This window comes from Aquirufa sp. A-Brett2-15D, from assembly GCF_054558735.1.
Genome location: NZ_JBSKFT010000001.1, coordinates 552,492 through 571,510, shown reverse-complemented (window position 1 = coordinate 571,510; position 19,019 = coordinate 552,492). Strand labels below are relative to the sequence as shown.

Here is a 19,019-nt window from a genome sequence, read left to right as displayed (position 1 = left end):
TTATATTTGTTCATTTTATTCCAATTTATACTTTATTAGGTCCATGCTTTTACTTTTATATTCGAATTTTTCTCTATAAAAAATATCGATATTCTTATTTTGATTTTATTCATTTGATACCCGCTCTCTTTTTGTTTATCAATGAATGGCCCTATATAATTATACCATTTTCAGAAAAAATAATGGTGGCTAAGCTCGTTCAACTTAACTTAAATCATTTATATACGATTCAATTAGCCTTTTTCAATTTAGAAAAGGTCATTTTATTTAATTTCAGCATTTCCTTACTTTACTTACTTTATGGGTATGTGCTTTTTTTCAAGTTCAGGAAATCTTTATCCTTCAATGTGTTGACAACTTTAGAACGCAGGAGGAAAGTTGGTTGGATTTTTTTATTTATACTTTTATCCACGGTCATGTTTGGAGGAATTATGTTTGCGATGGCCTCGATAGTCAAATTAACCTATTCTCTTTATTTAAGTATTTCGGGAGTTGGGGTCTTATTTTTAATCATCAGTTTAATTTTATTTCCAACAATCTTATATGGGCGTGAGTTTATTACAGAACCTTTACTTAGTATAAAAAGTCTAGTTAAAGTCCCTAAAATCATTTTACTTAGTCAAAGGCAATTCATTGAAATAGATGAATTAGTGGCCGTATTTATGGTTGATTTACCTTTTACTCGAAAAGATTTTAATCTAAATAATGTTTCTTTAGGTTTAGGTATCCCTAAGCATCACCTTACGTATTACCTACATACCCACCTCAATTTGTCGTTCAATTGCTGGCGACATCATTTACGTATTGTCTATGCCATGGGCTTAATTTCAAAGGGAGGAGCCCAATCGTTTACACTTGAGAGTATAGGAAAACAGGCAGGATTTCAATCTCGTGATAAATTTACACGAGCGTTCAAAGCACAAACAGGAATCAATCCGTCTGATTTTTTAAACAAACAGTTAACATCTGACCCATTTGTAACAAAAGGGTCAGATGTTGTTATACTTAATTAAAAAAGCCTTCTTTATAATTCATAATTTTGCACTTTGTTTTGAAATAATAGCAATATTTTATACAAAAATACGAATGCGGTTTTAAACTAAAATCATTCTTTTGAATAAGATAAATTTATATTGTTGGCTATTATTAAGTTTTTGGTAATGATCCTTATTGACTTAGTAAACCAATTGAAAATCAATAAGTTTTGTTTATGTTATGAGCACCCAAAAAATAAAAATAGTTGTATTATTTTTATTAGTCTTAGGGCTTCTAACAGCACAGGCGCAAGTAGCAGTAATTGCAACAGGCGGTGATGCTTCAGGTAGCGCTGGAACCGTTGCTTATTCGGTAGGACAAATTGTTTATGCCACTAATATAGGTACTTACGGTTTAGTGGCACAAGGTGTGCAACAACCCTACGCTATTTCTATTGTTCTGGGTATAGAAGACAATTCCATTAATTTAGATTTTACAGCTTACCCAAACCCTACTATCAATTTTTTAACGCTTAATGTGGGCAACGCTGAACTTTCAACTTTGAGCTTTCAACTTTACGACCTTAGAGGAATATTAATTGAAAGCAGAAAAATAGTAAGTAGCACCGAAACAATTAGTATGGAAAATTTACCAAGTGCCATGTATTTTTTGAGAGTGACTAACAATAACAAAGACGTAAAAACATTTAAAATTATTAAATATTAAAAACTATCAAGAAGTTATATTCAATCTTAGTAGGGCTTTTATTAACGGTAAGCGTATTTGCGCAAGCTCCACAAAAAATGAGTTACCAAGCTGTAATCCGTAACAGCAGTAATGCATTGCTAACATCAACTCTAGTGGGTATGCAAATCAGTGTTTTACAAGGCTCATCAACCGGAACTTCCGTTTATGTAGAAACCCAAACACCAAGCACTAACTCCAATGGTTTAGTGAGTTTAGAAATTGGTATGGGTAAAGTTGTTAAAGGTACATTTGCAGGTATCGATTGGGCAAATGGACCTTATTTTATTAAAACGGAAACCGACATAACAGGCGGAATCGCTTATTCCATTGCTGGTACAAACGAATTAATGAGTGTGCCGTATGCTTTGTTTAGTGCAAACGCAACGGCTAGTGGAGTGCAATATTTTGAAAAAGAGTTAGTTGCTGACGGGGAAAATAGTATCGCTATAACATTCTCCTTGAGTGCTTTTTCTAGAATTAGTTATAATGGAGCTTTACTAAGACGAAATCAATGGTCAGGAATTGGTCTTACTACTTTAACATTAATTCTTGACACAAGGCAAAACGATAAATTAACAGTTACAAATTAAATATTAACCTAAAATCTTGCAGTGGTATAGATAAACTGAGTTAACCAATGATAAAAAAATACCTACTAACAATCGCATTATTTGTAATTTCCTATGCAGGATTTTCACAAGGTACAACAACTCCTTCAGGAACAGCTTCACCCACTGCTGTTACACCAACAGCCCAATTCAGAATTCCAAATCGAACAACTGCCTTTGGACAAAATTTGCCTATTGGAACGCAAATTTTTGTTTTGTCTGATTCAACTTTATGGCAAACAATTAATCCAATTGCTTCAATTAAAACAATTGACAATTCATACACTGATTTGGTATTAATTAACCGAAGTGCCAAATACTATGTTGAATCATTTGAGGCAGCCTCTTCATCTAGCACGTACGCACTTACATATCACCCAGTTTTAGGAACAGGGGGGATAACTGTTATGATGAATGGGGCGGCAATGAGACCTGGTACAGATTATACTTGTTTGGGGAAAATTCTAACTATTATTTCTAGTCAATTACAATATGATAAATTTGTAGTCTCCTATACTCATACCACTAATTAATCGGGCGATATTCCTACAGGACGATTTTCTTTATCCTGAAGAAGCGTGGATTGAGTTTTTAATTACTAACCTTGAAAGCAATAACAATCTTTGTTTATTTAGTGAGAGCTGGCGTTACGATGAATTATGATCGCCAGCTCTCCCTTAATTGCTTTTGATTGTATTTTACTTCATAATCACTACTTTATAAATTAAAATGAAAAAATTACTTATTTTATTTCTGTTTTTACTTCCCCTTATGTTTGCGCAGGCGATGATTTCACCATCAATATTAATTAAGGTAGCTAACGAAACAACTGTCTTTGGTATTAATTTATCGGTTGGTACACAAATTTATGATATGGCTAATCAAAAATTATATGCGGTAAAAACAAAAATAAACAACACCGAAACAATTACCTCTGCCACATTATCTTTGAATTTGCTTAATACCGCTGGTCATAGTTTTGTTGATGATTCTTCAACTTGTTTAACTACTTCAACTTCAGATGAAGTAATTACAAACATGACTAGAACTTTAGTAGAGTCTGGCAAGTATTCTATTCAATTTAATGGGCAAATAGAAATCCCTAAAGCTATTTATACAACGGGTTTTAGTACTGCTACTGCTGCTGAAGATTTAAATTTAATTTATAACGATATTATGGCAATACCTGTAACTGCTACCCATGCACTTACTTTTGGAAATGGTGAAATACTTTTTCCTGGAGTGTATAATGTAGCGGGTGCAGCATCAATTGCCGGCACTCTTACGCTAAATGGTAATAATGAAATAGACCCTATATTTATAATTAGAGCCAATGCAGGAGCATTTAATACAGGGGCTGGTACGAATGTAATTTTAACAAACGGAGCAACCGCAAAAAATGTTTTTTGGATTGCCGATGGAGCAATTGGTCTCGGTGCCAATACAAATATCTCAGGAACCTTATTTTCTCATGGAGCAGCAGTTGCAGGGGCTAATAGCATAGTAACCGGACGATTATTAACTACATTGGGCGCAATTTCTTTCGGACCAGGTGCACTTAAATTGCCAACAGGTAATAGTATTATAAATTTTAGGAGCTTATCTAATTTCGTCATGTTTACCAGTTCGGGTGGAGAAGCCAATAGTGGTGCCTCAGTATACAATGGAGATATTGGAACAGCTTTAGGAGCCATCACAAGCTTTGAAACTGCAACTGTAAATGGAAATATCTTTCAAGCAGGATCAACTACGGTTGTTACAGCCGTTAATCATATGGTTACATTTGGCTTCTATAAAAATGGCGTCTTAATTCCTAACTCCAGCAGATCAAAAATATTATTAGCTTCAGAAATTTCATTACTAGCCCTTATTACAATTGAAGCGGGTGACACGGTAGATGTGAGATGGAAAATTGATGAACAAATTTCTGATGGTATCGAAGTAGGTATTTTTAATAGAATTTTAACATTGATTAAAGTAGGAAATTTGCACTAACCACCTAATATGCTGGACTAGATTTTAAAAAGAGTTTAGCATAAAATAATTTAGTGGGAGGATGAGTTTTAGTATAAATCGGCAGATTTCCCCAAAACAAAAAAACCACACAACTCGTGTGGTTTTTTTGTTTTAAAATGAGTTCTTTTGTTCTTCAGATCCATTATTTAGCCTTTGAATAAGTTAGTAACTATTTTTTTCAGCCTCGTTGTATTTTCTTCTTCAGCTCAGCATATAGCGAGACTACGCGCGGAGGACAATTTCGACTATTTATTAGCCGATACACTACATAAATCCTGGGATGAAAAATTGAAATTTATGCCCCTTTTTTCAGGCGTAAATGTTAGTGTAGGTGGAGAATGGAGAGAACAATATCAGAACTATACGCAGGCGAATTTTGGCCAAATGCCCGCTAATTTTACGGATGAAAGTCCTCATCAATGGCTTCACAGGTGGTTATTACATGCGGATTTACAGGTTAATTCTCGATTTCGGATTTTTACGCAGTTGAATAATACGGTTCGTTTTTGGAATCCGAATCCTATTTTGTCCCAAGTAGAACAAAATTTGCTATCTGTTCACCAAATTTTTGGGGAATATAAATTTCATCAAAATCTAAGTCTGAGAGTAGGAAAACAAGAAATGCAATTCGGACAGGAGCGATTTATTGCCTCCCGCGAAGGGCCTAATAACAGGCAATCATTCTTGGGTGCTGAGGCAACCTATCATTCAAAGAAAGTTAGAGCGGTACTGTTTTACCTAAATCCGGTGAAAATGAATGTGGGTGCTTTCGATGATGGCTTGATGGATGAACGAATCGGGGGGCTTTATTTGACGAAACAAGTAATGCCTAAGTATATTAATCTAGACGCTTTTTATTTCAATTTCACTAGTTCACAGCGGTCCTACCTACTTAAAAATGGCTTAGAGGACAGGAATACAGCTGGAATTCGGTTCTATTCTTCTCCTAAATCCTTTAATTATGAACTAGAGTTAGCCTATCAATGGGGCACCTTTAAGGATTTAGCTATCAAATCATGGATGCTTGTGTGGGATGTGAATAAACAAGTAATTCCCTTTGTATTTCTAGGTGTAGGTGGAAACTATGTTCCGGGTGATAAATCTTCCACAGATTCAGAGTTAAATACATTTAATACGCTGTTTGCTAGACCGCCTTTTGGTCAAACTGTCGCACTAAACATTACCAATACGTTTAATATAAGTCCTTATTTGAGGTTCCAAAAAGGTACAAAATGGTTTATTACCGCGCGCGCCTCTTTTGTTAATCGAATTAGTGAAGCTGACGGTATTTATACCCCTAATATGTCGACTTTGCGCCCGGTTGAAAACGGAAAAGCTTCTAACTTAAAAGATCTCTGTTCTATTTACGCTCTTGATTTTAATTATAATACTGCCCCTCATTTGTTTACACAATTTGAATTGGGTTTTTGCAGGGCCGGTGACTATTTAAAAGAGTCTGGTTCCGGTAAAAATGTCGTTTATTTTGCGTTACGCAACGCTTACCGCTTCTGAGTTTTTGTCCCGGATCATCCACAGCATCACAAAACAAATCATCCCGTTAAGGATCAGTTTAGCGAAGCCAAAGCCACCGAATAAGCTCTGCGCTTGAGATTCTAACACAAACGTAATAATCGGTGATAGAACGCATACAATAGGAACCCATTTATCGCGAATGGCGTATTTAGTAAACAATCCGAAAGAAAATAAACCTAACAAAGGTCCATAGGTATAGCCTGCGAGGTTAAATACGGCGGCGATTAATTCAGAAGTGTTGAAGATGTGAAATAGGCCAATTACGACAAAAAATAAGGCAGAGAATCCGATGTGAACGTAATGCTTCATCTTCTTTTGCTTGTTCTCTTTGAATTTTTCTATACTTAAAAAATCAATGCAGAAAGACGTAGTTAAGGCTGTTAAAGCTGAATCAGAACTCGCATAAGACGCTGCAATAATACCTAATAAGAAGGTCACAGCGGCTAATGTTCCGAACTCACCACCCAAAGCTAGCATAGGGTACAATTCATCCGTTTTTGTAGGCACTGCAATTCCTTTTGAAGCCGTATATATGTACAATAAGGCGCCTAAAGAAAGGAAGAGTATATTGATGAATAATAGTACCCAATAGAACCAGAACATGTTTTTCTGTGCTTCGCCTATCGATTTACAGGTTAAGTTTTTCTGCATTAAATCCTGATCTAATCCCGTCATCACGATGGCGATAAACACTCCTGCTAGGAAGTCTTTTCCAAAGAAATGTGGATTTTTCCAATCCCACTCAAACAGATGCGAGTATTTGCTAGCGCTAACCTGTTGAATCATGTCAGGGATGCTCATGTCCATTTTTTGGCCCACTAAAATAATCGTGATAAATAGCGCAACTAATAAGAAAAGCGTTTGTAGCGTATCCGTCCAGATAATCGTTTTAACCCCTCCACGGTGCGTATATAGCCAAATTAAGAAGACCGAAACGAAAACGGTTACTATAAAGGGCACGCCAATAGGGGCGAAGATGGCAATTTGTAACACGTTTACCGCTAAATACAAGCGGGCGGCAGAACCAATAGTTCTAGACAATAAAAAGAAGGCAGAACCGGTCTTGTACGACCAAAATCCGAAGCGTTTTTCTAAATAGCCGTAAATGGAAATCAAATTAAGTCGATAATATAATGGCATCAGCACCAATGCGATGGTTAAATAACCCAAGGAATGCCCTAAAATCACTTGGTAATAGGTGAAATAGGTCTTTCCTACTGCTCCAGGAACAGAAATGAAGGTTAAGCCCGAAATCGATGTTCCGATCATTCCAAAGGCAACTAGCCACCAGGGGGACTCGCGATTTGCTGTAAAAAAGGCATGGGTATCAGCGCCTCTCGAGGTATAATAGGAGATGGCTAACAGAAGTCCAAAATAGAGGGCAAGAATTCCTCCAGCTAATTGTACAGACATAAGGTTTGGAACGGATTTTTTTTTAAATTTGATTTCAAATTCATCAAAAATATGGAATTCTGTGTAGATAGTATTTATCGTCTACCTTTTTCTTTTCAAAATCAGGAAAAATGGCAAGAAGACACGTCTACCCTCGTAGAGGAAGACGTGATCGAAGCCCATCAACTAATTGTCTATAATGATGAAGTAAATTCCTTTGAATATGTCATTTTAACGCTGATTGAAGTATGTGAACATACGCCTCAACAAGCGGAGCAATGTACCTTGCAGATTCATTTTAGAGGGAAATGCGGCGTGAAAACGGGTGGATTTGATGAACTAGTGTCCATGCGCAACGAGATTTGCCGTAGAGGAATTTCTGCAGAAATTGAAGCAAGCGCATGATGAATAACTATCCTTCGAAGATGATTGAGCAGGCAGTGGAGGAGATTTCCAAACTGCCCGGAATTGGCAAAAAGTCAGCACTTCGATTAGCCTTACATCTTTTGAAGCGCCCTGAAGCGCAGTCCTTGCAATTAGCGCACGCGGTGGTTCAGTTAAGAACGGAGACGAAATATTGTCCACAATGCCATATGATTTCGGACGGAGATTTGTGTGGCATTTGTTCCAGCCATAAGCGAGATGAGAGTATTATTTGTGTGGTGGAGGATTTGCGTGACGTTTTAGCTATTGAAAATACCGGTCAATTTATGGGCTTATATCACGTTTTAGGTGGAATTATTTCCCCTTTATCGGGTATTTCGCCGGGGGATTTGACGATCGAAACCTTGGTAGCTCGCGTGGCCTCTGGGAAGGTGGTAGAAGTGATTTTAGGATTGAGTCCGACGATGGAAGGGGATACGACGGCTTTTTATTTGACCAAAAAGCTGAAAGAGTTTCCCGTTAAATTATCCACCATTGCGCGTGGAATTCCGATAGGTGGTGATTTAGAATATACCGATGAGATTACGCTAGGCCGAAGTATAGTAGGTCGAGTAACGTACGAATAGTATTAAACTGAAAACGATGAAACGTGCCGAATTCCTTAAAAATTCACTAGTTCTAGCAGGTGCTAGCGTGGTTTTGCCTTCTTTTGCCTCACCTGTGGCAGATTCGTTCAGCTTACCGGCCTTGCCCTATGCTTTTGACGCTTTAGAGCCTCACATCGATCGTTTAACGATGGAAATTCACCACGTTCGCCACCACAAAGCGTATGTGGATAATTTGAATAAGGCTTTGCCAGGAACCACTAAATCTATCGAGGAGATTTTAGCTTCGGTTTCATCTCAAACAGTTGCGGTGCGTAATAATGGGGGAGGACATTGGAATCACAGTTTTTTCTGGAATGTGTTAGCGCCTGCGAAAGGATCCAAACCTTCAGTAGCCTTAGCAAAACAAATTGATACCGATTTTGGGTCATTTGATGCTTTTAAGGCAGAATTTGCGAAAGCAGCGACCTCGCGTTTTGGTTCGGGTTGGGCTTGGTTAATTAAAAAAGACGGGAAATTGGTGATTTCTTCTACACCTAATCAAGATAATCCTTTGATGGATTTAGCTGAAGTAAAAGGAAAACCGATTTTAGCCCTAGACGTGTGGGAACATGCGTATTACTTAAAATACATGAATAAGCGGGCGGATTATATCGCGGCGTTTTGGAACCTAGTGAACTGGGATTTTGTATCAACAAATTTTGATAAATAATATGTTATTAAATGAAATTCCTTCCTTGGATTTAGCGGATTTCCTTTCTGGAGACGCGACTCGCAAGGCGAAATTTGTACAAGAATTAGGCAGCGCTTTTAACACCATTGGTTTTGTGGCGATTAAGGGTCATGGTTTGACGAATGACTTTACGGCAAATTTGTATTCTGAAGTAGAACAATTCTTTCAATCACCTGACTCACTGAAGCAATCCTATGAAATTGAAGGTATTGCAGGCCAAAGAGGCTATATCGGAAAAAGAAAAGAAACGGCAAAGGGTTTTAATGTACCTGATTTAAAGGAATTTTACCACGTAGGTCAACCTCTAAAGGAGGATGGTGACTCGGTTTGGTCCGAATATCCGGCTAACGTTTTTCCTAACGAATATCCTGATTTTGAAAAGAATACCGTCGAAGCTTATCAAACACTTGAGACAGCGGGGAAGGCTCTTTTACAAGCGATTGCGCTCTATTTAGCTTTACCAGAAGACTATTTTGAATCCCGTGTTAAAAATGGAAATTCCATTTTACGTGCGATTCATTATTTTCCTATTTTGAATCCTGATTCTTTGCCACAAGGTGCAGTGAGAGCGGCTGCTCATGGTGACATTAACTTGATTACCTTATTAATGGGTGCGTCAGCAGAAGGATTAGAGGTATTACGAATGGATGGTGTTTGGATCCCGATTACGGCTTTACCTGATCAGGTGGTGGTGAACGTGGGGGATATGCTTGATCGTTTGACGAATCATAAACTAAAATCGACGATCCACCGGGTAGTTAATCCGCCTCGCGAAAAAATGGGGAACTCGCGTTATTCGATTCCCTTCTTTATGCATCCGCGTTCTGAAATGGATTTAACTTGCTTGCCTTCTTGTGTTTCCACTGAATTTCCTAAAATTTATACGAATATGACGGCAGGGGAGTTTTTAAATGAGCGATTAATCGAACTAGGACTTAAAAAGGCATAAGTATGCGGCTAAAACACGGGGATTTCCTGCTGGATATCTTGATTTTAGCCTGCACCTCTTTCGGTGGACCACAAGTTCATTTTGCGCTCTTTTTAGATAGATTAGTCAAGAAACGAGCCTATTTAAGCGAGGAAGAATTATTTGAAATTCAAGCGCTCTGCTCCGTTCTTCCAGGACCTACCTCGACTCAAATGATCACCGCTATCGGTTTGAAGAGAGGAGGGGCTTCGTTGGCTTATTTAACCTTACTTTGTTGGATTACGCCGGCTGTCTTGATTATGACAGCTGCGGCTTTAGGGATGACTCTTTTACGCAATAATTCCATTTTGCATTATGTGTTACCCGTCGGAATTGGCCTGATCTTACAGGCTGGCTGGTATATGGCTAAAAAGGTCATCACAGGCCCCAAATACGTGATCATTCTACTGGTGACTTTATTCCTAGGTATCGCCTTTCAAAGTCCCTATATATTTCCATTAGTATTATTATTAGGGGGGATTGTATCCTCGTTTAACTACAAAGATTTTCCTCGCCAAAACAAACATAAATTCGTTATTCCTTGGGCTAATTTCCATTTATATTGGGGATTTTTGCTCCTTTTGGCCATCATAGGCTATTTTACGGACTATTTTCCGATACGAATTTTTGAAAATTTCTATCGAAATGGATCCCTTGTTTTTGGGGGAGGACATATTCTTGCGCCCGTTTTATATACAGAGTTTGTGGAATTTAAACACTTGATAGATTCCGAGTCTTTTTTAACTGGAATGTCACTTTCACAGACATTACCTGGCCCCGTTTTTGCCTTGACATCCTATTTAGGCGTCCTATTGATGAAAGAATACGGAATTTTAGGTGAATTGGCTGGATCTGCTATCGGAGCTATTGGGATCTTTTTGCCCGGCACTTTTTTGATCTTCTTTGTGTTTCGAATTTGGGGCCAATTAAAACAATATCGCTTCATTCGCGCGTCTTTAGCCGGAATTCAGGCAGCTTCAGTAGGTTTGACACTAGTGGCAGTTTTTACCTTTACTAGACCCTTAATAGTAGAGGCACAATTTATATCCTTGGGAATAGTGGTAGCTGCGTTCCTCTTAGCAGAGAAAACAAAAATTCCCGCCATCTTGCTGTTTTCACTAGCCTTATTAGCGGGAATTTTGGGATTTTAATGCCTTTTAGGCGATTAAATTCAATAAGTATTGTCCATATCCACTTTTAATAAGTGGCTCAGCAATCTTCTTTAATTGAGCTTTGTCGATATAACCCATGCGATAAGCTACTTCTTCGATACAACCTACTTTCATTCCTTGGCGTTCTTCAATTACCTGAACGAATTGTCCTGCTTGCATTAGGGAGGCGAAAGTACCCGTATCTAACCAAGCCGTTCCGCGGTTCAAAATACCCACCGAAAGACGTCCTTGCTTTAAGTATTCCTTGTTTACGTCTGTGATTTCGTATTCTCCGCGGGGGGATGGGGCGATGTTTTTGGCAATATCCACCACGTCATTATCGTAGAAATACAAGCCTGGAACCGCATAATTAGACTTAGGATGCGTCGGTTTCTCTTCGATCGAGATCACTTTATTATCTGCATCGAATTCTACGACACCATAGCGTTCCGGATCAGTCACCGAATAGGCATAGACCACGCCACCCACAGGATCGCTGTTTGCTTGTAATAATTTACTTAAACCAGAGCCATAGAAGATATTATCTCCCAAAACCAAGGCCACCTTATCCTTTCCAATGAATTTTTCACCGATCACAAATGCCTGCGCTAATCCATTCGGTACCGCTTGAACGGCATATTCGAAATGACAGCCGATTTGTGATCCATCACCTAATAGTTTCTCGAAATGAGGTAAATCATGCGGTGTGGAGATGATTAAAATCTCTTTAATGCCTGAAAGCATCAAAATTGACAAGGGATAATAAATCATCGGTTTGTCATAAACCGGCATTAATTGCTTGCTAACTGCTAATGTTAAGGGGTGTAATCTCGTTCCAGATCCACCAGCTAAAATAATTCCTTTCATGTTATCTGCCTGCGTAGTTTTTGTCGTAATATGTTTGATAATCTCCTGAAGTGACGTCATTTAGCCATTTTTCATTCGCTAAATACCAATTGACTGTTTTTTCTAATCCTTCTTCAAATTGCAAACTAGGCTCCCAACCTAATTCCTTCATAATCTTGTTCGCATCGATTGCATAGCGTAAATCATGGCCTGCTCTATCAGTCACATAAGTGATTAATTGTACCGATGTTCCTGCTGGGCGTCCTAATTTTTCATCCATGATTTTGCACAATAAATGCACTAAATCGATGTTTTTCCACTCATTAAATCCACCAATATTATAAGTTTCGCCTATTTTTCCGTCGTGAAATACGGTATCGATGGCGCGCGCATGATCAATCACAAATAACCAATCACGTATATTTTCGCCCTTTCCGTAAACAGGTAGAGGTTTATTATTCATTATATTATGAATCATTAAGGGAATTAACTTCTCTGGGAAGTGATTAGGCCCATAATTATTCGAGCAATTCGTAATTACAGTAGGTAGACCATAGGTCTCATGGTAAGCCCGAACAAAGTGGTCAGAACTAGCTTTAGACGCTGAATAGGGTGAACGCGGGTCATAAGAAGTAGTTTCCAAAAAGAATTCCTTCGGATCATGCAATTCTCCATATACCTCATCGGTAGAAATATGGTAGAAACGTTTTCCTTCCATTTTTCCAGCCCAGTGTTTCTTCGCAGCTTGTAATAAATTCACGGTTCCGATCACATTTGTTTTAACGAAGGCCAAAGGATCCGTAATCGACCGATCCACGTGCGATTCCGCCGCTAAATGCAATACGCCATCAAATTGATGCTCAGCAAAAAGGGCATCCATCTGATCCGCATCGGTAATATCTGCCTTAATGAAGTGGTAATTCGGCGCAGACGCCACATCTTCATTATTCGCTAGGTTACCCGCATAAGTCAAGGCGTCCAAATTATAAATCTGGTATTCCGGGTATTTGTTGACAAACAAACGAACCACATGGGATCCAATAAATCCGGCACCGCCGGTGATAACTAATTTCTTCATCTTATTTCATGATGGCTTCTTGCCATTTCCAGGCATCTTGCAATGCTTTTTCTAAACTAAATTGTGTTTTCCAACCTAAAACTTGGTTCGATTTATCAGTAGAGGCATAAACGGCCGTAATATCGCCCGCTCTGCGCTCTCTTATTTCATAATTAACTTTCTTGCCAGTGGCTTTTTCGAACGCTAAAATAACCTCCATGACCGAACTTCCTTGGCCTGTTCCTATATTAAAGAAATCGTAATTCAAGGCCGATTTGTCCTCGATTAAGTGAGCTAATGCCTTCACATGGGCTCCAGCCAGATCTACAACATGTATATAGTCGCGAATCGCCGTTCCATCTGGCGTAGGGTAATCTGTTCCCCAAACCTGCAATGGCCCGCGTAATCCTGCCACAGATTGAGTCAAGAAGGGGATTAAATTAGCAGGTGGCCCTAAGGGTAATTCTCCAATTAAAGCTGATTCATGTGCTCCAATGGGGTTAAAGTAACGCAAAGCGATGGCTTTAAGCTTCGTTGAAGCTGCTACTGTATCTCGAATAATCTCTTCGCAGATCTGCTTCGAATTCCCATAAGGGGATGTAGCCGCTTGCACAGGGGATTCTTCCGTCGCTGGAAGCGTTTCTGGTTGTCCATAAACGGTGCAAGAAGAGGAGAATACTAAGTTAGAAAGACCATATTGAGCCATCTTTTCTAATAAAAGTACCGTCGAAGCTACGTTGTTTCTGTAGTATTTTAAAGGATTCTCCACGGATTCGCCTACTGCCTTAGAGGCTGCGAAATGAATGATTCCTTTAATATCGTATTTGGTAAATAATTGATCGTAGGTTTGGGGATTATTAACGTCCCCCTCTTCGAAAATAACCGCTTCTTTCGTGATTATTTCCAAGTTTTTTATAACCGATTTCGATGAATTAGAGAAGTTGTCTACGATAATGGGCGTATAGCCATTTTCTTTCAAAACCACATAGGTATGTGATCCAATGAAACCAGCACCTCCCGTAATTAAAATCTGCATCTGTAATTTTTAAAGAATTAAATACAAATTTAGGGGAAAATAGGCCAATTGTCTTTAATTTTGTTAAAAATATACGTTATAATATGACTGATGCTGCCATAAAAGCAATGATTCATTTATTAGACGATTCCGATCAGGAAGTCGTGACCATGGTGGAGCAGCAAATCCGGACCTTAGGGCCCTCTATTATTCCTGTATTAGAGTCTGAATGGGAATCGGAAAGTTTAAATCCACTCCTGCAATCCAAAATCGAGAACTTAATTCATGATTTTCAATGGCAATCGGTGAAAACTCGTTTGCAGATTTGGAAGGAGTCAGGTGGGATGGATTTATTAGAGGGGATGTGGATTTTAGCCACTTATCGGTATCCAGATTATAGTTTTGATGAGTTGAAATTAGAGATGGATCAGCTTTATTATGAGGTTTGGCCACAAATGCGGGAGGAAATACATCCCATGGATCAGGTGAAGGTGTTGAATGCGGTCATATTTGATCAATTGAAGTTTGGCCCTAACACGAAAAACTTTCATGCAGCGAATAATTCCTTCATTAATAATGTTTTGACGTCCAAAAAAGGTAATCCCATTAGCCTTTGTGTCATTTATATGTGGGTCGCCCAAAAACTAGGAATGCCAGTTTATGGTGTCAATCTCCCTAATCTTTTTGTGTTAACTCATAAGCAAAAGGGCTTACAATTTTACATTAATGTATTCAATAAAGGTTTGATTTTCAACAAGATAGATATAGATAATTACATAGCTCAGTTGAATTTAACGCCTAATGAAATCTATTATAATCCTTGTTCAAACCTAGAGATTATTCGTCGTGTAATCCGTAATCTAATGATGGCTTACGAAAAAGCGGGGGAACAGGATTATAAAGATGAATTAAATGAATTAATCGATTTGCTGGATTAGTGCCAGCGTTAGACTAAAATTAGGGTATTCTTCCCAAAAAAGCACTATTTCATCTCCTTTTGGCAGTAGGGCTTTCGTCGGGTTTTGATCAAAATCCACTACCTCAATTTCTTTTTGAAAGGATAGACCCGGTATTCCTACAGCCTTGTAGACGGATTCTTTTGCCGACCAGGCCAAAGTCAATAAATTCGACGAACTTTGCCATTTCTCCCATTCCATTGCGCTCAAGAATCTAGGCGCAATTTTTTCGATATTTCGTCCTGGTTTTTCAATATCAATTCCAATTCGGAATTTACGCGAACAAGCAGCTGCCACGTAAGGGTAGGAGTGGGTTAAACTGACGTGCCAGTCAGAATCCTGGAAATAGGGGCGATTTCTGTCATTTTGAATTAAGACCAACTTTTCAAAATCGGATGACATTAGATGCAAACAGTACCTGACAGCGGTTGATTCTAGTTTTTTGATAGGATTAAGCACATCAGGAGTAGACCAAGATGCCGGGAATGTTTCAAAAAAAGCCTGCGGTTCTTCGATTTTCCAAATCATAAATTGGAAATCAGCTGAACTTATTTTTGAAAATATTTGGGGCATAAAAGGGAATATTTGGACGTAAAATTATCATTTTTGTAGCTAAATCGATGGAAATAATTTGAATACGCTGCAAATCGAACGTATTGACACCTTCTCAGGACACCGGGGCCCCATTTATGCGCTAGAAAAAGGCCTAGATTCCTTGTTTTATTCCGCCGGATCAGATGGCTGGATTGTGCAATGGAATTTAGCGAAACCTGATCTAGGCAAAGTCATTGCGCAAGTAGATGGCTCTATTTACACCTTGAAAATAGATGTGGAGGACATTTTATGGATAGGCCATAATAACCAGGGTATTCAAGGGATTCGCGTAGCTGATCAAACCCAAGTATTTTCAATTCCAACACCGGGTTTGTCTATTTATTCGATTGAATTTATGGGTTCAGCTGCTTGGATCGGGCATAATGAGGGATTAATTACGGTAGTCGATATCGCTTCCAAAGAGGTCCTTAAACACATTAAGGCTAGCACAAAAAGTGTGCGATGTTTTTCTGTTTTATCTGATGAGCGTATGGCTGTAGGCTATTCAGATGGCTATGTTCGAATTTTTGATGCTTCATTTCAATTAATACAAGCCTTTCAAGCACACGAATCGTCTGTTTTTTCACTCCAAAGCAGGGGAGGGGAATTGTATAGTGTAGGGAAAGATGCTCGAATTAAGCAGTGGAACCCCGATTTTTCAGCTAAAAATGAAGTAGTGGGACATATTTATGCTATACATGATTTGCAATTTTCTCCTGATGATAAATGGATTGCTACGGCTAGTATGGATAAGACGGTGAAGATTTGGGAGGCTGATAGCTTGAAGTTACGAAAAGTGCTTGATGCAACTAGGCATGGTGGTCACAAGAATTCGGTTAATAAACTAATTTGGAGCTCATTTGAAGATTTATTAGTTTCTGCATCAGACGATAAAAATCTGTCTGTTTGGAAAATTCAATAAAATTTTTCCTATTTTAGTATTTGTATACCTAAATCTATTAACACATTGGCAGCATCCTTTTCAAAATCTTTTCGCGGTTACAATGTCTCTGAAGTAGACGCTTACGTTCAAAGTGTACAGAACTTTGAAACCGAAACCGAAAACAACTTTGCTAAATCGAATCAAAAAACAGCTGAATTAGAGGCTGAAGTGGCTCGGTTAAGAGAAATTGAATCCAGTTTATTTAGAGCATTAAAATTAGCGGAAGAAAGTCAACAAAACTTTGCCGCTAAGATGGAGAGGGAAGCAAAAACAATCTTGGATAAAGCCACGAAAGAGGCGGATGCTATTAAAAAGAAGGCAGACGTAGATGCCCAAAAACAAGCTTTATTAACAGAAAATGAGCGTAAACAAACCTTAGCGCAAGCTGGACAAGAATTAAAGGAGCAGGAGCGTCAACTACGTAATTTACAAGAGGCACAAAAGGAAATCGCCGCCCAATTAAAACAAATTTCAGAACAAACACTAGGGTCTATTGCTCTTTGGGATACAACATTCCTTGTTACTCCGCTTGCTTCCATCGAATCAAGTTCAGCGCCTGTAGGGAAAAGAGGTCGCAAGCCTGGGGTTAAAAATAAACCGAAAACGGCTGAAAAAGTGGCTGAAAAGTCCGCAAAACCAGCCGCTAAAGTGAAAGCTGTTAAGGCGAAACCAGCAGTTAAAGCTAAGCCCGTAGCTAAGGCTAAACCCAAGGCCGCGCCTGCTAAAAGAGGCCCTAAGCCGAAGGCAAAGCCACTAGTTGCAAAAAAAGTCAAGTCAGCAGCTAAACCAGCAGCAAAGCCAGCAGCTAAACCAGCCGCCAAACGCGGACCTAAACCTAAGATAAGCCTTGATACCATTACAGATGACGGATTGCCTACCTTAAACAAGGTTTTAGAGGCCTATGCAAAATCAGCAGGACCTCGGGGGAAAGTAGGGGATATCAATTAACATTTAACATGGCGAATTACCAGGTTTCTATCGATGATATTCGAATTTTTGCCTTTCACGGATTGTATCCTGAGGAGCGAATTTTAGGAAATTGGTATACTTTAGACGTTGTAGTTGAATCGGATTCAGAGCCTAATTTTTCAGATAATATAGCTAATACGATTGATTACTCGCATATTTTCGCGATTTGCAAACAGGTGATGGCGAATCCTGTGGACTTATTAGAAACTGTGGCAGAAAACATTGCTAAACAGATTCAAGCCGAAATGAGGCATGAAGTCTCGATTTTAGTGCAAATTTCAAAGGAAAATCCACCTATGGGTTTATCAGGAGGCAGAAGTACCGTCGTTTATCGCCTCGATTAATTTTTGTATAGTTTTATTGTGTAAATTTGGCTTAGTCAAACTTAATTTATGCGTCATCAAGTAACCATTAAAGATATTGCGAAACAGCTGGGAGTCTCAGTTGCGACGGTATCGAGGGCTTTACGTGATTTGCCGGATATTCGTCCAGATACGAAGAAGTTGGTTTTGGATTTGGCTAAAGAGCTAGATTATCAACCTAATGTACTCGCTTCTAGTTTAGTTAAATCTAAGACCAAAACTTTAGGTTTAATTGTCCCAGATTTAGGTTATTATTTCTTTTCTACGGTGGTAAAAGCAGTAGAAGATGCGGCTATAGCAGCCGGATACTCCATTCTAATTGCCCAAACTCAGGAATCATTTGAGCGGGAACTAACGAACATTCAGAATCTATCTCGTTCTCAAGTGGAGGGAATAATCATCTCTTTGTCTCGTGAGACCATTAATTTTGACCATTTGACTCGATTGCAAAAAAGGGGAATTCCTCTGGTGTTTTTTGACCGAGATAGTGACGAAATCGATGCCTCTAAGGTAATGGTAGATAATGAGCAGTCCGCTTACGAGGCTGTGAAGCACCTGATTGAAAATGATTGCAAGCGCATTGCCTTTTTAGCAGGCCCTATAAATGTGTCAGTAAGTAATCAACGTCGATTAGGTTATTTGCGCGCTTTAGAAGAGGCGGGGATTGTGGCAGATGCTAATTTAATTATTCATAGTGATTACTTCCAGGATTCTGCGATTGCAAAGACGCATCAGCTAATGAAGGAAGTCAATCGACCTGATGGAATTTTAGTCGTATCAGATCGTTTAGCTATTGGAGTTTTAATTGCCTTGAGAGAGCTGAATATTTCTGTTCCTGACGAGGTAAAAATGGTGAGTTTTAATAACGAACCTATTTGTTCTTTAATTTCGCCTACGATTTCTTCGATTTCACAACCTTTGGAAGAAATAGGACGATTATCCGTTGAATTATTGCTGGAGCAGATCGAGAATAAAACCGATAATCCGGTCCCTAGAGTCGAAGTTTTGAAGACAAAATTGATTGTAAGAGAATCTTCCGTACGTAAAAAATAATCCCCTCATTTTAGCCTCATTTTTTCTTGGAAAAATAGGTAGAATTTAAGATATTTGTTCTATTGAAAAATACTGCTTTTGGCGGTGTTATTCCCTAGAATCAAAACATTATT

Annotated in this window: 21 protein-coding genes; 16 read left to right on the top strand and 5 right to left on the bottom strand. The window is 38.7% G+C overall.

The features are described from left to right. Window positions 1-182 precede the first annotated feature (182 nt). The 6 genes from ACST14_RS02605 to ACST14_RS02580 all read left to right on the top strand — a co-directional run bounded on the left by ACST14_RS02605 (window position 183) and on the right by ACST14_RS02580 (window position 5,858). Window positions 183-1,013 carry a helix-turn-helix domain-containing protein gene (locus ACST14_RS02605; protein ID WP_459460265.1) on the top strand — a complete coding sequence of 277 codons (831 nt, stop codon included), beginning with the start codon at window positions 183-185 and terminating at the stop codon, window positions 1,011-1,013. A 202-nt stretch (window positions 1,014-1,215) separates the two neighbouring features. Then, window positions 1,216-1,701 (top strand): T9SS type A sorting domain-containing protein, encoded by a 486-nt coding sequence (locus ACST14_RS02600; protein WP_459460263.1) that lies wholly within the window; start codon window positions 1,216-1,218, stop codon window positions 1,699-1,701. A gap of 77 nt (window positions 1,702-1,778) precedes the next feature. Beyond that, on the top strand, window positions 1,779-2,312 hold the full coding sequence (locus ACST14_RS02595; protein WP_459460261.1) for a hypothetical protein: 534 nt from the start codon (window positions 1,779-1,781) through the stop codon (window positions 2,310-2,312). Between the two features lie 47 nt (window positions 2,313-2,359). Then, window positions 2,360-2,863, top strand: coding sequence for a hypothetical protein (locus tag ACST14_RS02590; protein ID WP_459460259.1), 504 nt, complete (start codon window positions 2,360-2,362; stop codon window positions 2,861-2,863). Between the two features lie 196 nt (window positions 2,864-3,059). After that, the gene (locus ACST14_RS02585) at window positions 3,060-4,325 is read left to right on the top strand and encodes an ice-binding family protein (protein ID WP_459460257.1); all 1,266 of its coding nucleotides are present in this window, start codon (window positions 3,060-3,062) and stop codon (window positions 4,323-4,325) included. Between the two features lie 174 nt (window positions 4,326-4,499). Next, window positions 4,500-5,858 (top strand): alginate export family protein, encoded by a 1,359-nt coding sequence (locus tag ACST14_RS02580; RefSeq protein WP_459460255.1) that lies wholly within the window; start codon window positions 4,500-4,502, stop codon window positions 5,856-5,858. On the opposite strand, the gene ACST14_RS02575 is transcribed toward ACST14_RS02580, so the two are convergent. Beyond that, window positions 5,835-7,292 carry a sodium:solute symporter gene (locus tag ACST14_RS02575; protein WP_459460253.1) on the bottom strand — a complete coding sequence of 486 codons (1,458 nt, stop codon included), beginning with the start codon at window positions 7,290-7,292 and terminating at the stop codon, window positions 5,835-5,837. The two genes, ACST14_RS02580 and ACST14_RS02575, sit on opposite strands and share 24 nt — an antisense overlap. A 51-nt stretch (window positions 7,293-7,343) precedes the next feature. Between ACST14_RS02575 and ACST14_RS02570 the strand changes: the two genes are divergently transcribed. Genes ACST14_RS02570 through chrA form a run of 5 tightly spaced genes read left to right on the top strand, consistent with a single transcriptional unit; the run spans window position 7,344 to window position 11,111 of the window. After that, a complete protein-coding gene (locus ACST14_RS02570; protein ID WP_459460251.1) occupies window positions 7,344-7,676 on the top strand; it encodes an ATP-dependent Clp protease adaptor ClpS in 333 nt (110 codons plus the stop codon). Further along, window positions 7,673-8,281 (top strand): recombination mediator RecR, encoded by a 609-nt coding sequence (gene recR, locus ACST14_RS02565; protein ID WP_459460249.1) that lies wholly within the window; start codon window positions 7,673-7,675, stop codon window positions 8,279-8,281. The genes ACST14_RS02570 and recR overlap by 4 nt, the downstream gene beginning before the upstream one ends. A 16-nt stretch (window positions 8,282-8,297) precedes the next feature. Then, window positions 8,298-8,972 (top strand): superoxide dismutase, encoded by a 675-nt coding sequence (locus ACST14_RS02560; RefSeq protein WP_459460247.1) that lies wholly within the window; start codon window positions 8,298-8,300, stop codon window positions 8,970-8,972. A 1-nt stretch (window position 8,973) separates the two neighbouring features. Then, complete coding sequence (locus ACST14_RS02555) at window positions 8,974-9,942, top strand: isopenicillin N synthase family dioxygenase (RefSeq protein WP_459460245.1); 969 nt, start codon at window positions 8,974-8,976, stop codon at window positions 9,940-9,942. A 2-nt stretch (window positions 9,943-9,944) separates the two neighbouring features. Further along, window positions 9,945-11,111, top strand: a complete 1,167-nt coding sequence (gene chrA, locus ACST14_RS02550) for a chromate efflux transporter (protein WP_459460243.1) — start codon at window positions 9,945-9,947, stop codon at window positions 11,109-11,111. Between the two features lie 6 nt (window positions 11,112-11,117). Here chrA and rfbA read toward each other — a convergent pair whose 3' ends face one another. From rfbA to galE, 3 genes are read right to left on the bottom strand one after another with little or no spacing between them, the layout of a single operon-like run. Continuing rightward, window positions 11,118-11,978: a glucose-1-phosphate thymidylyltransferase RfbA gene (rfbA, locus tag ACST14_RS02545; protein WP_459461241.1), complete on the bottom strand. Its 861-nt coding sequence runs from the start codon at window positions 11,976-11,978 to the stop codon at window positions 11,118-11,120. Between the two features lies 1 nt (window position 11,979). After that, window positions 11,980-13,035 carry a dTDP-glucose 4,6-dehydratase gene (gene rfbB, locus ACST14_RS02540; protein WP_459460241.1) on the bottom strand — a complete coding sequence of 352 codons (1,056 nt, stop codon included), beginning with the start codon at window positions 13,033-13,035 and terminating at the stop codon, window positions 11,980-11,982. A gap of 1 nt (window position 13,036) precedes the next feature. Next, on the bottom strand, window positions 13,037-14,050 hold the full coding sequence (gene galE, locus ACST14_RS02535) for a UDP-glucose 4-epimerase GalE (RefSeq protein ID WP_459460239.1): 1,014 nt from the start codon (window positions 14,048-14,050) through the stop codon (window positions 13,037-13,039). An 83-nt stretch (window positions 14,051-14,133) separates the two neighbouring features. Here galE and ACST14_RS02530 point away from each other — a divergent pair, with 83 nt between their 5' ends. After that, a complete protein-coding gene (locus ACST14_RS02530; protein WP_459460237.1) occupies window positions 14,134-14,967 on the top strand; it encodes a transglutaminase-like domain-containing protein in 834 nt (277 codons plus the stop codon). On the opposite strand, the gene ACST14_RS02525 is transcribed toward ACST14_RS02530, so the two are convergent. Continuing rightward, complete coding sequence (locus ACST14_RS02525; RefSeq protein ID WP_459460235.1) at window positions 14,947-15,558, bottom strand: 4'-phosphopantetheinyl transferase family protein; 612 nt, start codon at window positions 15,556-15,558, stop codon at window positions 14,947-14,949. The two genes, ACST14_RS02530 and ACST14_RS02525, sit on opposite strands and share 21 nt — an antisense overlap. A 58-nt stretch (window positions 15,559-15,616) precedes the next feature. On the opposite strand from ACST14_RS02525, the gene ACST14_RS02520 reads away from it, so the two are divergent. From ACST14_RS02520 to ACST14_RS02505, 4 genes are read left to right on the top strand one after another with little or no spacing between them, the layout of a single operon-like run. Continuing rightward, window positions 15,617-16,501: a WD40 repeat domain-containing protein gene (locus ACST14_RS02520; protein WP_459460233.1), complete on the top strand. Its 885-nt coding sequence runs from the start codon at window positions 15,617-15,619 to the stop codon at window positions 16,499-16,501. 45 nt (window positions 16,502-16,546) lie between these two features. Next, on the top strand, window positions 16,547-17,470 hold the full coding sequence (locus tag ACST14_RS02515; protein ID WP_459460231.1) for a DivIVA domain-containing protein: 924 nt from the start codon (window positions 16,547-16,549) through the stop codon (window positions 17,468-17,470). 8 nt (window positions 17,471-17,478) lie between these two features. Continuing rightward, window positions 17,479-17,835 (top strand): dihydroneopterin aldolase, encoded by a 357-nt coding sequence (folB, locus tag ACST14_RS02510; protein WP_459460229.1) that lies wholly within the window; start codon window positions 17,479-17,481, stop codon window positions 17,833-17,835. 48 nt (window positions 17,836-17,883) lie between these two features. Beyond that, on the top strand, window positions 17,884-18,906 hold the full coding sequence (locus ACST14_RS02505) for a LacI family DNA-binding transcriptional regulator (RefSeq protein WP_459460227.1): 1,023 nt from the start codon (window positions 17,884-17,886) through the stop codon (window positions 18,904-18,906). Window positions 18,907-19,019: the final 113 nt, after the last annotated feature.